The following is a 15,365-nucleotide window of genomic DNA, read 5'->3' on the forward strand; positions in this document are numbered from 1 at the left end:
GTACTATTGAATTAAATTTTTAATAGATTGATATATCTTTTCTCCTACGTTAGTACCGTATAAGTTTTCTGTAAAACTTTTATTTTTAGTTAGAAATTGGTTAAAACTTAAAACTAAATTCTCGGTACTTGTTCTTGCAATAGTAGCATAACCATTAGTAACCAACTCTTTCCATTCGGTTTCTTCACGAGCAATTACACAAAACTTTTTATTAAAAAAAGCTTCTTTTTGTAATCCACCACTATCGGTTACAACCATACAACAATTTTTCAACAACTCTAACATAGAAAAATATCCAACAGGATCAATAAACGTGATATTAGGTTTTAGTTGATACTTTTCTAGCATTTTTTTTGTCCTTGGGTGTAAAGTAAGTACAACCTTTTTAGTTGTATGAATTGTTTCTAACGCTGAAAAAATATTGCTTAGTTTTTCTTTATCATCAGTATTCTCTTGTCTGTGAATTGTTGCTAGTACAAATTCATTCTTAACTAAACCTAAATCATGTACTATGGATGATTTTTCTTCTGAAACTTTGCTGTAAAACTCTACAGCATCTTTCATAATATCACCATGTTTTTCTATCTGGATATCAAAACCATCAAAACCTTCATTTTTTAAATTTGATACCGCTATTTCTGTTGGACAGCTTAATAAGTTTGAAATTCTGTCGGTTAAAACTCGATTGACTTCCTCGGGCATTTGCATATTAAACGAACGTAAACCTGCTTCAATATGCACCACTTTTACACCCAGTTTTTTAGCTGCTAAGGCTCCTGCTAAAGTAGAGTTTGTATCGCCATAAACAACAACAGCTTCTGGTTTTTCCAGTAACAAAATTTCTTCAATCTTTTCCAGCATCTGCCCTGTCATTGCACCGTGGTTCAACCCGTTGATATTTAGATTATATTTTGGTTTCGGAATTTGCATTTCTTCAAAAAAAACAGCACTCATATTGGCATCAAAATGCTGACCTGTATGTACAATTATTTCTTCAATTTCATTATGTTTTTGAAGTATTCTACTCAATACAGCTCCTTTTACAAACTGTGGACGCGCACCTAATATTGTTACTATTTTTTTCAAGAATTAACGACTTGTTTAAGTATGATAGATAGTTGTTCTGTTAGTTTTTTTCGATGATATTGTTCTATATTGTTTGAATCGACTCTCAAATTACCTTTCTTATAATCTGCATACAACCGCATGATTTCCTTTTTCAATTGCTTCTTGTCATCAAAATCAACTATTACTCCTGCATTAGTTTTAGCTAGTATTTCAGCCAAATCACCATCTTTAGGACCAATTGCTAAGATAGGACGTTTTGCTTGTAAATATTCAAAAATTTTACCTGTGATAATTCCCTTTGCGCTAGGCACATTATTTACCGCTAACAACAATACTTGAGAGGTTTTTTGATATTCTTGAACTTCACTATGAGGTACATACGATATTTTAATAATATTCTGAAATTTAAATTTACTCAGCTCCTCTTCTACTTCATTTGCTATTTTTCCAATTAATTTTATTTCTAAATCGGCAGCAAAGTCAGTATTTTCATTACTTAATTCTGATAATGCTTCCCATAATATTTTTGGATTTCGGTCAGCATTCATCAAACCAATGTGAGTAATCGAAAATTTTTCATCAAGTTTAACATTCAACTTTTTATCAACTTCTGAATCAAAACCATTTGTTACAACGTGAATATTGTTTGAAAATTTCTCGTAATTTTTCTTCATTGTTTTCCCTACCACCAAAGTTGCATCAGCACATTGCAAAACTTCTTGCTCTAATTGATGATGCTTTGATTTTGCTTTTTTGGTAAGTGGTAGCTGATGAAAATAATCAATATCTGTCCAAGGATCACGAAAATCAGCAATCCATTTTATTCTTAATTCTTTTTTTAATTGTAAACCTATTAAATGTAAACTATGTGGAGGACCTGTTGTTATAATTGCATCAATAGAATTTTCTTTTAGATGTTTTTTCAGTTTATTTACCGAAGGTTTTATCCAAAACTTACGAGCATCAGGAATAAAATAATTCGCACGTATATAGTGCATTACTCTTCCAAAAAAACTAGGATTAGCATCTAAAAAACCTGCACTTGTTTTAGTTTCTTTCTTTTTTATTACCGAAAGCAAATCATTAGGTTCCCATATAAAGTTTTTAACCACTTCTATTCCTTTTGGAATGTCTTTCTTTAGAGAAGTATCAATTATTGGATAGTTTGGGGCATCTACTGTAAAAACTACCGGCTCAATGTTAAAATCACGTAAATATTTTACAAATTTCAACCAGCGTTGTACTCCTGAACCACCTGCTGGCACCCAATAATATGTTATAATTAAAACCTTCAAATTATAAATTATTGTAGAGGTTTATTAATTCTTTCGAGGTTTTATCCCAAGTAAACTCATTTCTAACAAAATTCTTTCCGTTTTCCCCAAATTCATCTCGTAACGACTTGTCCTGGTATAGCTCTAATACTTTTGCTGTAAAATCTTCTACATTTTCTGCTTCATGTACCAAACCTGCTCTAACTTTTTCTATTAAGTTTTTTTGAGCAATAGCGTCACTGACTAACAGCGACTTACCTAAACTCATGTATTGAAATAACTTATTCGCGTATGTAGTATCATGATGTATGTTTCTGTGTAAAGGAGACAAACACACATCACTTTGTTTTATATATTTAGGAAATAAAGTTTCGTCTTGCCAGCCTTCAAAACTTATCAACTCTTTAACTTTTAATTCTTCAGATAACTTTTTTAATTCAGTGGTAACACTACCTACAATTACTAACTTAATATTTTGTATTTGATTTTTTAACACAGGTAAACTTTTAATTACAGTAGAAAGCCCTCTTCTATTACCTGTATCACCCATGTAAAGCAAATTAAAAGCCTTATTGTTGTTATCTTCAATTTTAGTTATAAACTCTTCCTTAAAAAAAGATTTTCTAACCGTGTTAGGTACTACAACAACTTTATCTGAATTCAAATTAGTTCTCTTACATAATTCCTCTTTTGCTTCTTGTGTCACAACAATTACTTTGTTTACTGTTTTAACAAAACTCTCCTCTTTTTTCTTCCATTTTTCTGAAGAAATCAATACGCTTTGTGGAAACTTTTGTAAATGAGGATAGTATTTCATTATTTGTGGTCTATTCTCGTGTAAATCTAATATAACAGGTAGTTTTTTCTTTTTATTAGCTTTTAATACAGCTTGAGCAACTACCATATCATGTATATGAATAGCTTCAATATTATATTCTTCTAAAAAATGAAAAATCTTTTTTTTCATTTTAAAAGAATAAAAAGGAAATGAATAGGCTAAAGCAGATAATTTATATTCAAAAATATTTGATTTATATCTTTTTATTTTAATTTCACTTATTACATCCTCATAAGGTTGATTTGTATAGGTTAAACAAAATAAAAAAACTTCGTGACCAGATTTTATTAATTCAATTGCTTCATTATGCACCCTAGGATCTGGAGGAAATGTTTTATCTAAAATCATCCCTATTCTCATCCCAAATTCTTTTTTTCTGCATAAACTGCATAATACCTAGGTGTAAATTTTCTTAATAAAGGTCTAATTCCAATTTTATTTACTGGACTTGTCCATTTTTCCGAATCAATAGTATTCCATCCTGATTTTTCTAACAACCAGTCATATTGCCAATCTTCAAATTCATGATAATGCCTATCCCACATATCTGATTTACTTCTGTAAGCATTTGCAAACCATAATTTGAGCGGTATTGTTGTTATTATCTTTGTTGTTTCAATTTCTCTTAACACATTAAACGGAGCTACCAAATGTTCAAAAATTTCAAAAGCTGTTACAACATCAACTTCATATTTTTTTACTATTTGAGGTAACACGTCTAAATCTTCTCCATTAGTATTATAAACCGTATATCCATTTTTTTCCATTATTTCGGAAAAAGGGTTACGAACACCTAAATCTAAAATAATTGCTGGGGCTGGAATGTGCTTTTGTAAAAATTTTAAAGTATTATCGTACCTTTTCTTTGGTAATTTAGCATACATGAATCTTAATTTTAATAACAAATGTATTACTATTTTATCATTTGAAACCAATAGATGTAAAATTACATTAAGTATGAGGCATACTTTTTAAAAAGTAAATAAGCGAAGAACAATTCTTCGCTTATTTTTTTAATTTTCCATAGCAATTCGCACTATAAAATGTGCTTTATTTATTGCAAACATACTACCATTTACCATCTAGGTAAAATGATAGTATGCATTTTTTATAAAAAGCACAATTAAAAAATAGTATATTTGAGTTCAACTTTTGTGCTTTTCACAAAAAGTAATTTTTAGTGACTTTTACATTAAATGGATAAATTATTAATTTTCATATTTCTAGCTTTATTTTTTTTTACAAAAGTATCATCCCAAACAAAAAAGCTAGATTCTATACATCTTGAAAAAATCAACTATTATAAAAATATTAATAGTGATAGTCTTTTTTTTTACTGCGATAAATTGGAAAAATCTGCAACCTTTTGTAAAAAACTTGAAGCATATACAGGTAGAGCTTATGGATTACATAGACTGAAAAAATATAATGAAGCTGAAAACTTAATTAATAAAGTAATCATTAAAGTTGATTCTGCTTTAAAAAAAGAAAATGAAATTTGTCTTATCAATAGAAAAATAGCAGCACTAAACAGACTCTTTTGGATTAAAAAAAATCAAGAAAAACATGAAGAAGCATACGATCTACTTATAAAAAATGAAAAGCTAATACTTAACCACCCATTAAAAGACAATATAAACTTTAGAAATATTTTAGGTTTAAACTTAAGTAAAGCCGTAATACAAAATAAACTTAACATGCAAGATAGTGCTAAAAGCATCTTGCTTAAGTCTTTACGTGATGCTAAAAAACCTATTTTAAAAGATGTTCAAGACGATGATTTTTTTATCCAATGGAAAGCTAATTCATATAACTGTCTAGGCAACACCTATTTATCATTAAATAATAAAAAGGAGAATAAAAGTTTTTTAGATTCAGCTAACTACTATTATGACAAAGCCTATGAAGCAGCAAAAAGCTTTAAACCTTTGCATAAAGATTCTGAGATTATATATAACTTCAGAAAAACTGAAGTTTTAATGGCTAAAAAAGAGTATCAAAAAGCGATTAATATAATCAATAATTATAAAAACATTAGTAATGGTTTTCACTATTTCCATCGAGAATATTTTCAAAAAGCTATTTGTTTTCACAATTTAAACAAGCCAGATTCAGCAATATATTATTCTAACAAGTTGTTAAAAGATCATAAAAAATGTGAAACTAGTAAACTGATAACCATTTATGATATTTTATCTGAACAATACAACAAGCTAAACAAATTAGATAGTGCTTTTAAATATTCTAAACTTACTTTAAAACAGCACGATATAGCTAGAAAAAACAAAGAAAAAACATTTAATTTATTTTACAATAACAGCTTTAACAAAGCACAAGAATTAAATGAAACTATTAAAAATAGAGAGACAAAAAAACAACGCAACCTTGTTTTTTCTTTTACTTTTTTACTTTTAACTCTTATTACTATAACTATCTACCTTTTTAAAGGAGAAAGAAAAAAGAAAAAAGACCTACTCTTACAAATTAATGAAAACAAGCCTAATGAAACTGAAAGGAAAGAGTATAATATAGATGAAGAATTAGAAAGTAAAATCCTTAATGAGTTTAAAAATACTAGTACAAACCTAGACTTTTTAAAACCTGATTTTTCAATCAATTATATTGCTGAAAAATTAAACACCAATACCACTTACGTTTCTTTTGTTTTTAACAAACATAACGAAGAATCTTTTAAACAATATTCTACTCGTTTAAAAATAGATTATGTTGTTGAAAAGTTAAAAACCGACAAACTTTTTAGAAAATACTCAATACAAGCTATTGCAGAAGAAATTGGGTATACCAACGCATCTGCTTTTACAAGAGCTTTTAAAAAACAAACAGGAGTAACTCCTTCTATTTTCCTTAAAAATTTAGAAGATTAATCTTTCCTCTTTTTTGAAATCACAAACCAACCAATAGGCACCAATATCAATAAACCGTAGCATAGCAACGATAATAATCCCCCTGTTTTTATTACTGTTGGTTCATATTTAAAAACTATGGTATGTTGTCCTTCTGATACTTCTAATCCTCTCAGTACATAATTTACTCTGTAATGAGGAACATTTTCTCCATCAACATAAGCATTCCAACCGTCTTTGTAATAAATCTCTGAAAACACAGCAAATTGCTTTGAACTTGAGTTCGTTTCATAAGTAAGTTCAATTAAATCATTCTTAACTAACTTAATTGTAGCTGTAGAATCTTTTTCAAAAACATCCACTCCATCATACTTAAAATCAGAAACATCTATAACTGCTTCAGATTTCGTTTTTAAACTATCTAACGCTTTTATTTCTTCATTTGCTGAAGTTACTTTTTGCAACGAATTCACAAACCAAGCATTACCATTAGCTTCAGGGTTTTCTTGAAATTGTTCTTCACCTACAATAATATATTTTGCATTTAGCATGTTAAGAACTTCAAAATTATTTTTAGCAATTTGATAATCAAACAATTCTTGATAACGCTTCATTTTCGCAGCATGATAACCTCCTATCGAGTTATGAAAATAGGATGTTCTACCATCTTGCAAAGGACTACCAGCAAAATTAGCTACTCGATAATAACTTTTATCTTTTAAGATTTCTTCGTCTGCTTTGGTAGGTAAAAATGGTTTTTGAACCTTTCTTGCCGTGGTAAAATCTTCTTTGTTTACGTAATTTAAATCTATCGAAACTAAATCAAACACTATCAATCCACCAACAACAAACAAAACTGCAACTTGTTGTAACTTTCCTTTAAGATATAGCCATAAAGCTCCAGCGGTTAATAAAACCAAAACAAGAGAACGCAAACTATCGTTAAAAAGCATTGATTTTCTATCAGATATTAATGCGTCGATTAACTCTGGAAGTTGTTCGTAATTCGCATCTCGCAATCCTTCAAAAGCAAATAAACTAGAACCAAACAACATGAAAAGTAAAGAAATTCCTCCAACGATATAAAATGATTTTTTAACTGCATTTTCTTTTTCTTCGGATAAAGTTTCAGATGAGAAAAATTCTTTTAACGCTAAAACTCCTAACAATGGAACACACAATTCCGCAATAACTTGAATAGATGAAACCGCTCTAAACTTATTATACAACGGAATATAATCGATAAAGAAATTTGTTATCGCAGGAAAATTCTTTCCCCAGCTCAACACTATCGAAAATACAGTTACAGCCACTAACCAATATTTTAATCTACCTTTTACTAAGAAAACCCCTAAGAAAAATAAAAAGAAAATAATGGCTCCAATATAAGCGGGCGCTTCAACAATAGGTTGTTTCCCCCAATAGGTTAATGCCGAACTAGCATACTCTTTAGCTACACTTTTACCTGCATTTTGTTCTAAAACTTGATAAAAATTAGAATCTTCTCCTAATGTTTCAACTGTTCCTCCACCTGTAAAACGAGGAATCATTAAATTAAATGTTTCAGCAATTCCGTAACTATACTCCGTAATATATTCTTTATCTAAACCTGTTGATTTTTCTTTTGGTGTACCATCAGGATTTATAGTCAACTCCGATTTACCACGAGTACTATAATCTCCATACTGCTTCATTGCCATTAATCTTGCTGAATTAGCCCCAACTCCAATTAACATAGCAGCAACTAAAATCGATGCTTGTTTTAAAAACACTGATATTGTTTTGGTTTTAAAAGCTTCGATAAACTCAACAATTCCTAAAATCAACAAACAAAACCCTAAATAATACGTCATTTGCGGGTGATTCGAGTAGATCTCTAACGCCATTGCCAAGGCAGTAAGAACAAATCCGAGTAAATATTGTTTTCTAAACACATAAATAACACCAGCAATTACCATAGGCATATATCCTATTGCATGTGCCTTAGCGTTATGTCCTGCTCCGAAAATAATTATCAAATAAGTAGAAAACCCGAAGGACAAACTTCCTAAAACGGCTAATTTCCAATCAACTTTTAATGCTGTTAGCAACAAAAAGAAGCTTAAGAAATATAAAAAAAGATAATCTGCTGGTCTTGGTAAAAAGCGAATAGCTTTATCAATATATCGTACAAAATCATTCGGATAATAAGCACTAACTTGATATGCTGGCATACCACTAAAAGCATTATCTAACCAATACGGTTCTTCTCCTTTTTCTGCTCTGTATTCATTTACACTTTTCGACATCCCTATAAACTGAGTAATGTCACTCTGCTTCATCTGTTTTCCAGTTAAAACAGGGTTAAAATACAACACCGATGCAATTGCAAAAACAATAATTGCAATTACAAATGGCAAAAATTTCTTTAAATTCATAGTTAGTCTATTTCTTCATAGTCAACGTACTCGCCAACCGAATTATTACTTTGTTTCGTAGTATTTGGCTTTTTATCAATAACAGTTTTTCCTACTTCAACATCAGATTTTTGTTGTTGATTTTGATACTGTTGCGCTGCTTTCTTTTGAACTTTATCTACTGCTTTTTTAATTAAGTAAGGTGCAAATAATTTTGCTAAGAATTTTAAAGCGTAATAAATTATCAGAATTATTAATATAGTTTTAAAAAAATTCACTGGTCCAGCTTCATTTATATATGTCATCTTCTCTAAAAAATAAAAAAATCAACCAAAAATAACAATTTGATGCAAAAGGAAGCGTTAAGACTTTACAAAACTTATATTACATTGGTATTTGTATTTTTATGTATGTTTGTAAAACCTGAAAAATCTGGATTCATTATATGATTAAGAAACTCCTTACATTTTTTGTTTTTTGCTCAATTATAACTGTAAATGCTCAATACACTCCAGTTATTAATTCGAATAGACCAGGTTTTTCTGAGAGCCCGTATAGTGTAGGCACTGGTGTTTATCAGTTTGAATCAAGTATTTTTTATCGTAAAATAAACGCTACACCTACTTTTAGCAATCCTGAAGCTTTAGGGTTAAACTTGTTTTTTAGAACAAGTTTGATTGCTGAAAAACTAGAATTAAACTTAAACACTTCTTTACAAAGAGATAAAATAGCTTTTAAAAATATTTTTGAATCCTCATACAACAAAACAGGATTAAGTCAATTTAGTTTAGGTGCAAAATATTTAATATACGCTCCAAAATATGACGACAAGAGTAAAGAAATAAGAAGTTGGAAAGCTAGACATTCTTTTGATTGGAAACGATGGATTCCTCACGTAGGAATTTCCGCAGGAATTAATATTGGAAGCTTTTTAACAGATTTTCACGAAAGAGGCGGTTTTAGTCCTAAAGTAGGTCTTTTATTACAAAATGAATTTTCCGATAAATTAAATGTAGTTACCAATCTTCATTATGATTTTATCGGGACAGATTTTTCTCAGTTTTCTTATATCGTAACAGGTACTTATAACTTTAATGATTATTGGTCCGGTTTTGCTGAAATGCAAGGTATTTTCGAAAAGTATGAGAAAAAAACCAATATTGGTGCAGGTGCAGCATATTTATTCAATGAAAACTTGCAATTTAACGCTTCAGTTAGAGGAAATTTACAACAAGATGAAATTGGTATTTATACCTCATTGGGAGTATCATACAGAATTAACAGACACCAAGACAAATTTGTTGAGATAGACGAGTTTGGAAATAAAATTGAAAACGAAAAACAAGTTAAATACGATGAAGATAGAGGTTTCTTTGGACGTATGTTTAGTAAAGTTAAAAAGTTATTCTCTAAAAAACGTGAGCAAAAAGTTGATTTAGATATTTCTCCTGACAGTGAAGAACTTTCTCAAGAAAAACCGAGAAGAGAACGTCAAGAATCGTTAGTTGATGTAATTGCTAAAGAAGACAAAAAGCTTAAAAAGAAGGCAACTAAAGAAGAGAAGAAAGCAGCTAAAAAAGCACAAAAGAATGCCGAAAAAGAAGCTAAACGTAAAGAAAAAGAGCGTTTAAAACTTGAAAAAGACATTAAAAAAGAAGAGGAAAAAGAAGCCAAACGCAAAGAGAAAGAACGTTTAAAGCTTGAAAAAGAAATAAAAAAATTGGAAGAAGACATTAAAAAAGAAGAACAGAAAGAGAAAGAAGATCAAGAAAAAGATGATAATTAAAATCTTACATTTGCTGTATGATTCATATTAAAGAAATAATTACCAAAAAGGAAATGAAACAGTTTGTTAAATTTCCTTTTTCTCTTTATAAAAACAATAAATACTGGGTTCCGCCAATTATTAAAGACGAAATTGAAAGCTTTGATAAAGATAAGAATCCAGTTTTTGAACACGCAAAAGCTCACTTTTTTGTCGCTATTAAAAACAATGAAATTGTTGGACGAATTGTTGCTATTATCAACACCTATGAAACCGAAAAACAAAACATTAAAAAAATGCGTTTTGGTTGGTTCGATGTAGTAGATGATATTGAAGTCACCAAAGCTTTATTAAACAAAGTTGCTAAAATTGGTCGAGAAAATAACTTAGAATATCTAGAAGGCCCTGTTGGATTCAACAATCTAGATAAAACCGGAGTTCTTATCGATGGTTTTGACCATATAGGAACCATGATTACTTGGTATAATCATCCGTATTATTCAAAACATTTAGAACAATTAGGTTTTAAAAAGGAAAAAGAATACATCGAGAATAAATTTCCTTTTAAAAATATTCAAATAGAAAGATATCAAAAGGCAAGTTCAATAATAAAAAGAAGATACGAACTTACAGCTTTAAACTTTACTTCTACCGATAAAATAATGCCTTATGTTGATGAGATGTTCGAACTATTTAGTAAAACATACTCTAAACTATCAACCTATGTACCTATTTCAAATGCGCAAATAGCTTATTTTAAGAAGAAATATATAAGTTTTATCAATCCAGAATATATAAAATTTGTTGTTGATAAAAACCATAAGCTAGTTGCTTTTGCAATCGTAATGCCTTCTTTTTCTGAAGCATTGCAAAAAGCTAATGGTAAGTTACTTCCATTCGGAATTTTTCACTTGTTAAAAGCCAGAAAAAACTCAAAAGACGTTACTTTTTACCTCATAGGTGTTCATCCAGAATATCAAAACAAAGGGGTTACAGCCGTTATTTTTGAAGAATTTCATAGAGTTTTTAAAGCTCGAGGAATCGAAAATTGTATTAGAACACCTGAATTGGAAGACAATCATGCGATTCATCAAATTTGGAAAGATTTTAACCCAAAAATTCACAAACGAAGAAGAACCTATAAACTTGATTTATAATGCAATTATTTTATAATCCTGATTTAAAAGTTACCTCAAAACAAATCACTTTCGATAAAGACGAAAGCCGACATATTGTGCGTGTTTTACGAAAAAGAGAAGGTGATATACTACATATTACTAACGGTGAAGGTTTTCTTTTTTATGCTGAAATTAGCATCGGAAGCGATAAAAAATGTGTTGCTAACATTATTAAGTTTGAAGAAAAAAAACGCACGAGAGATTATTATTTACATGTTGCTATAGCTCCTACCAAAAATAACGATCGTTTCGAATGGTTTTTAGAAAAAGCTACAGAAATTGGTATTGATGAAATTACGCCTATCATTTGCGATAATTCTGAAAGAAAAATTGTAAAAATTGATCGTTTGTCGAGAATTGTGCAATCTGCCATGAAACAATCGCTGCAATTCACCTTACCTAAATTAAACGAACCAATAAAATTTTCTGATTTTATAACTCAAAATCATAATAACGAGACTTTTATTGCTCATTGTGAAGAAAACATGGAAAAGAAACTTTTAAAAAATATAGCTACACCAAATGCTTCCTACACAATTTTAATTGGACCTGAAGGTGATTTTTCTTCTCAAGAAATTCAACAATCTTTAAATAAAAAATTCACCCCTATTTCTCTAGGGGAAAACAGATTACGTACTGAAACAGCTGGATTAAGCGTAGTTCAAAGTATTGCATTCATACATCAATAATACATTTTTTGTATATTTAGCTACCCAATAAATCATATATTTTGACTGTAGTTGAATTATTCAATCTCTTTTTAATAGTTAGTGCCTTACATGGTTTTGCTTTTAGTATAATCCTTTTCCTATCGAAAAACGGAAGAGAAAAAAGCATGATATATCTTAACTTATTAATATTATCCATTTCAATAAATAATTTACAATCTTGGGCTCTAGAAAGAGGTTTATTACAAAACAGATTTGAATTAGAATACATGCAATTCTCTTGGCATTTTTTATCAATGCCTTTTTTATATATGTTTCTAATACATTACTTAAACTTAACAGATAAATTTTTTAATATCTTAAAATTTGCCATTCCTGGTTTTCTTCTTTTAGTAGCAGCTCAAGTGAGTTTTGTACTTAGTTCTAGCGGAACAGATTCTAAAGAAAACCTAGACTATATTTATGAAGTATATGCTTCTTTGGAAGAGTTCTTTAGTATGATTACTTCTTTGAGTATTTTTATATACTCTATGTACATTCTAAACAAAAAAGAAAATCTATTTCAAAAAACATTATCTTTTGATAACTTAAAGTGGTTAAACACCTTCTTTATTCTTTCTTCTATCGGGTATCTTTTTTGGATTGTAGCTTTAGTTGTGAAAATAAATCTAAACTTTACAGGATTTTTATTTTCATATTATCCTTTAAGAATACTTACAACTGTTTTAATTTATTGGTTAGGATATCAGGGGTTACGACAATTAAGAATAGTAAAAGAACGTAAAAAAATTAGAGCTTCTTTATTAATTGATTTAAACGGTGAGTTTAATCTTGATACAGTTGATTTAAATACCAAAAAAACTTCTTTAGAAAGTAATCAATTAGAAAGACAATCAGAACAATTTAACGATATAGATAATTTTATTAAGTCGAAAAAAAAATACTTACTTAGTAAATACACGCTTCAAGATCTTTCAAATGATACTCAATTAGGTTCAAGTACACTTTCTTCAGTTATAAATAACATTGCTAAGAAATCTTTTACTGACTATTTAAATGAAATGAGAATTGAATCTGCAAAAAATTTACTACTAGATCCTGATTATTCAGAATACACAATTACTTCCGTAGGTCTTGAATCTGGTTTTAACTCTAAATCTACTTTTTATACCGTTTTTAAAAAGCATACTGGGCATACACCTGTAGAGTATAAAAATTTATCTTTAGCTATGCTAAAAAGCTAAATTTTTCTTTCTTTTTATAAAAAGGGAGTTCAACAATACCTGAATTGGACGTTTCCGAACTCTGTTTTTTTACTTAAACCGTATTTTTACCATGTGAAATTAAAAAATTAGTAATTGAAGATAAGTGAAGGGGTTTTCAATTTATAATTTAAGATTTCAAAAAAATTATTGGAAGCTACTGCTTTTAATACGAAAAAGAGAGAGCTTATAAAGCTAAAAACACCAAGTTTCTTTTGGTGTTTTTTGTTTTTTACAACTTATCCTATCTTTTATTATCATTCAAAAAAAACATTAATTTAAATACTTTTTATAAAAAGCACAGTATAAAATCCCTGTTTGGATGTATTCGAACTCAAGAAATAATCATATTATATAATTTTGGTTAAAATATTATTGCTTTTTGAAAAAATTAGGGGATTTTTCAATAAATAAGCAACTATTTAATATTAAGGGGAATAAAAACATCAACACTTTGTGTTGGTGTTTTTTTATTGTTGATATTTACTATATTGCTATTGAATTCAATAATATTTATGAGAAAAATTATACTACTTGTTTTTAGCCTTACTATTTCAAACTTATTTTCTCAACAAATAGCAATTATACAATATAAAGGCGGAGGTGATTGGTATGCAAATCCGACGGCTTTACCAAACCTAATTAAGTATACAAATCAAAACACCAAAACCTCTATTAATAGCGATATTCAAACCGTAAAATTAGACGATGAAACTATATACAATTATCCAATTACCTTTATTACAGGTCATGGTAATGTTTTTTTCTCTGATGAAGAAGTAACTACACTAAGGAATTATTTAATCTCAGGAGGATTTTTACATATATCCGATAATTACGGTTTAGACAGTTATATCAGAAGAGAGTTAAAGAAAGTATTTCCAAAGTTAGAATTGCAAGAAATACCAAAAGAACATCCTATTTATCATCAATCGTTTTCTTTTCCTAACGGATTACCCAAAATTCATGAACACGACAAAAAACCTCCTCAAGGCTTAGGAATATTTCACGAAGGTAGATTAGTTCTCTTTTATGATTATGAAAGTGATTTAAGTGATGGTTGGGAGGACCCAGAAGTTCACAACAACCCAAAAGAAATACGAGAAAAAGCTTTAAAAATGGGTTCTAATATTATTGAATATGCTTTTAAACATTAATAACATTCAAATAGACGAAATCAAAATAAATTTTGATACCGATGCTTTATGGATACTAAACATAGCTTTAGCAATTATAATGTTTGGTATCGCATTGGATATAAAAATTGAGGATTTTAAAAGACTTATAAAAAATCCTAAAATATTATTTGTAGGTCTTTTATCACAGTTTATTCTACTCCCATTTTTAACATTTATTCTTATAAACATTATCAACCCCTACCCTAGCTTTGCTTTAGGAATGATAATGATTGCTGCTTGTCCTGGAGGAAATGTTTCTAACTTTTTTAGTAAAATGGCAAACGGAAATGCCGCTTTATCTGTTAGTTTAACAGCTTTTGCAACAATAATTAGTTTAGTTATGACTCCGCTAAACTTACATTTATGGGGAAGTTTGTACGAACCTACAAACGAGATTTTGAAAAGCGTTTCATTAAACCCGTTCGAATTATTCAAACTGGTTCTACTAATTTTAGGAATACCGATTGTATTAGGAATGTTGGTTAATCATTACCATCATGAAATGGCAAAAAAAATCAACAAAATATTACGCCCTTTTTCAATATTCTTCTTTCTACTCTTAATTGTAATAGCTCTTTACGACAATGCTGATGTATTTAAAAACTACATACATTTAGTACTTTTTCTAGTTATATTTCACAACATTTATGCTTTTTTAATAGGCTACCTAACAGCAAAGTCTTTTAAACTGAATAAAAAAGATTGTAAAACAATTTCAATAGAAACTGGAATTCAAAATGGAGGTTTAGGGTTACTATTAATTTTTAGTTTTTTTGATGGTTTAGGAGGAATGGCTTTATTAGCTGCTTTTTGGGGAGTTTGGGATATTTTTTCAGGAATGGTCTTAGCTACTTATTGGGGGCGAAAAAAATAA

Annotated in this window: 13 protein-coding genes; 7 read left to right on the forward strand and 6 right to left on the reverse strand. The window is 29.1% G+C overall.

The features are described from left to right. Positions 1–3 precede the first annotated feature (3 nt). From wecB to ACKTST_RS08085, 4 genes are read right to left on the reverse strand one after another with little or no spacing between them, the layout of a single operon-like run. Entirely contained in the window at positions 4–1,086 is a 1,083-nt protein-coding gene (gene wecB / locus ACKTST_RS08070) for a non-hydrolyzing UDP-N-acetylglucosamine 2-epimerase (protein WP_408047250.1), read from the reverse strand. Next, positions 1,083–2,363, reverse strand: coding sequence for a glycosyltransferase family 4 protein (locus ACKTST_RS08075; protein WP_408047251.1), 1,281 nt, complete (start codon positions 2,361–2,363; stop codon positions 1,083–1,085). Before ACKTST_RS08075 ends, wecB begins: the two co-directional genes overlap by 4 nt. A gap of 1 nt (position 2,364) precedes the next feature. Further along, on the reverse strand, positions 2,365–3,540 hold the full coding sequence (locus tag ACKTST_RS08080; protein ID WP_408047252.1) for a glycosyltransferase family 4 protein: 1,176 nt from the start codon (positions 3,538–3,540) through the stop codon (positions 2,365–2,367). Then, entirely contained in the window at positions 3,537–4,064 is a 528-nt protein-coding gene (locus tag ACKTST_RS08085; protein ID WP_408047253.1) for a methyltransferase domain-containing protein, read from the reverse strand. Before ACKTST_RS08085 ends, ACKTST_RS08080 begins: the two co-directional genes overlap by 4 nt. 462 nt (positions 4,065–4,526) lie before the next feature. Between ACKTST_RS08085 and ACKTST_RS08090 the strand changes: the two genes are divergently transcribed. Then, positions 4,527–6,065 (forward strand): helix-turn-helix domain-containing protein, encoded by a 1,539-nt coding sequence (locus ACKTST_RS08090; RefSeq protein WP_408047254.1) that lies wholly within the window; start codon positions 4,527–4,529, stop codon positions 6,063–6,065. On the opposite strand, the gene ACKTST_RS08095 is transcribed toward ACKTST_RS08090, so the two are convergent. Then, positions 6,062–8,461, reverse strand: a complete 2,400-nt coding sequence (locus ACKTST_RS08095; protein WP_408047255.1) for a YfhO family protein — start codon at positions 8,459–8,461, stop codon at positions 6,062–6,064. The genes ACKTST_RS08090 and ACKTST_RS08095 overlap by 4 nt on opposite strands. A gap of 2 nt (positions 8,462–8,463) precedes the next feature. After that, a complete protein-coding gene (locus tag ACKTST_RS08100; RefSeq protein WP_408047256.1) occupies positions 8,464–8,745 on the reverse strand; it encodes a DUF4834 family protein in 282 nt (93 codons plus the stop codon). Positions 8,746–8,885: 140 nt separating this feature from the next. On the opposite strand from ACKTST_RS08100, the gene ACKTST_RS08105 reads away from it, so the two are divergent. From ACKTST_RS08105 to ACKTST_RS08130, 6 genes are all read left to right on the forward strand, one after another. Further along, positions 8,886–10,226, forward strand: coding sequence for a transporter (locus ACKTST_RS08105; RefSeq protein ID WP_408047257.1), 1,341 nt, complete (start codon positions 8,886–8,888; stop codon positions 10,224–10,226). A gap of 17 nt (positions 10,227–10,243) precedes the next feature. Continuing rightward, positions 10,244–11,362, forward strand: a complete 1,119-nt coding sequence (locus ACKTST_RS08110; RefSeq protein ID WP_408047258.1) for a GTP cyclohydrolase — start codon at positions 10,244–10,246, stop codon at positions 11,360–11,362. Beyond that, positions 11,362–12,072, forward strand: coding sequence for a 16S rRNA (uracil(1498)-N(3))-methyltransferase (locus tag ACKTST_RS08115; protein WP_408047259.1), 711 nt, complete (start codon positions 11,362–11,364; stop codon positions 12,070–12,072). The genes ACKTST_RS08110 and ACKTST_RS08115 overlap by 1 nt, the downstream gene beginning before the upstream one ends. A gap of 146 nt (positions 12,073–12,218) precedes the next feature. Beyond that, positions 12,219–13,295: a helix-turn-helix domain-containing protein gene (locus ACKTST_RS08120; protein WP_408047260.1), complete on the forward strand. Its 1,077-nt coding sequence runs from the start codon at positions 12,219–12,221 to the stop codon at positions 13,293–13,295. A 533-nt stretch (positions 13,296–13,828) separates the two neighbouring features. Continuing rightward, entirely contained in the window at positions 13,829–14,470 is a 642-nt protein-coding gene (locus ACKTST_RS08125) for a DUF4159 domain-containing protein (RefSeq protein WP_408047261.1), read from the forward strand. Continuing rightward, on the forward strand, positions 14,454–15,365 hold the full coding sequence (locus ACKTST_RS08130; RefSeq protein ID WP_408047262.1) for a bile acid:sodium symporter family protein: 912 nt from the start codon (positions 14,454–14,456) through the stop codon (positions 15,363–15,365). The genes ACKTST_RS08125 and ACKTST_RS08130 overlap by 17 nt, the downstream gene beginning before the upstream one ends.

Origin of the sequence: Tenacibaculum crassostreae, from assembly GCF_964512405.1 — a bacterium.
GTDB lineage: Bacteria > Bacteroidota > Bacteroidia > Flavobacteriales > Flavobacteriaceae > Polaribacter > Polaribacter crassostreae.

What these genes read in the sequence shown, in the direction of transcription:
- ACKTST_RS08080 (WP_408047252.1), bottom strand. Translation starts at nt 3,540, where the DNA reads ATGAGAATAGGGATGATTTTAGATAAAACATTTCCTCCAGATCCTAGG.
- ACKTST_RS08085 (WP_408047253.1), bottom strand. Translation starts at nt 4,064, where the DNA reads ATGTATGCTAAATTACCAAAGAAAAGGTACGATAATACTTTAAAATTT.
- ACKTST_RS08095 (WP_408047255.1), bottom strand. Translation starts at nt 8,461, where the DNA reads ATGAATTTAAAGAAATTTTTGCCATTTGTAATTGCAATTATTGTTTTT.
- ACKTST_RS08100 (WP_408047256.1), bottom strand. Translation starts at nt 8,745, where the DNA reads ATGACATATATAAATGAAGCTGGACCAGTGAATTTTTTTAAAACTATA.
- ACKTST_RS08105 (WP_408047257.1), top strand. Translation starts at nt 8,886, where the DNA reads ATGATTAAGAAACTCCTTACATTTTTTGTTTTTTGCTCAATTATAACT.
- ACKTST_RS08110 (WP_408047258.1), top strand. Translation starts at nt 10,244, where the DNA reads ATGATTCATATTAAAGAAATAATTACCAAAAAGGAAATGAAACAGTTT.
- ACKTST_RS08115 (WP_408047259.1), top strand. Translation starts at nt 11,362, where the DNA reads ATGCAATTATTTTATAATCCTGATTTAAAAGTTACCTCAAAACAAATC.
- ACKTST_RS08120 (WP_408047260.1), top strand. Translation starts at nt 12,219, where the DNA reads ATGATATATCTTAACTTATTAATATTATCCATTTCAATAAATAATTTA.
- ACKTST_RS08125 (WP_408047261.1), top strand. Translation starts at nt 13,829, where the DNA reads ATGAGAAAAATTATACTACTTGTTTTTAGCCTTACTATTTCAAACTTA.
- ACKTST_RS08130 (WP_408047262.1), top strand. Translation starts at nt 14,454, where the DNA reads ATGCTTTTAAACATTAATAACATTCAAATAGACGAAATCAAAATAAAT.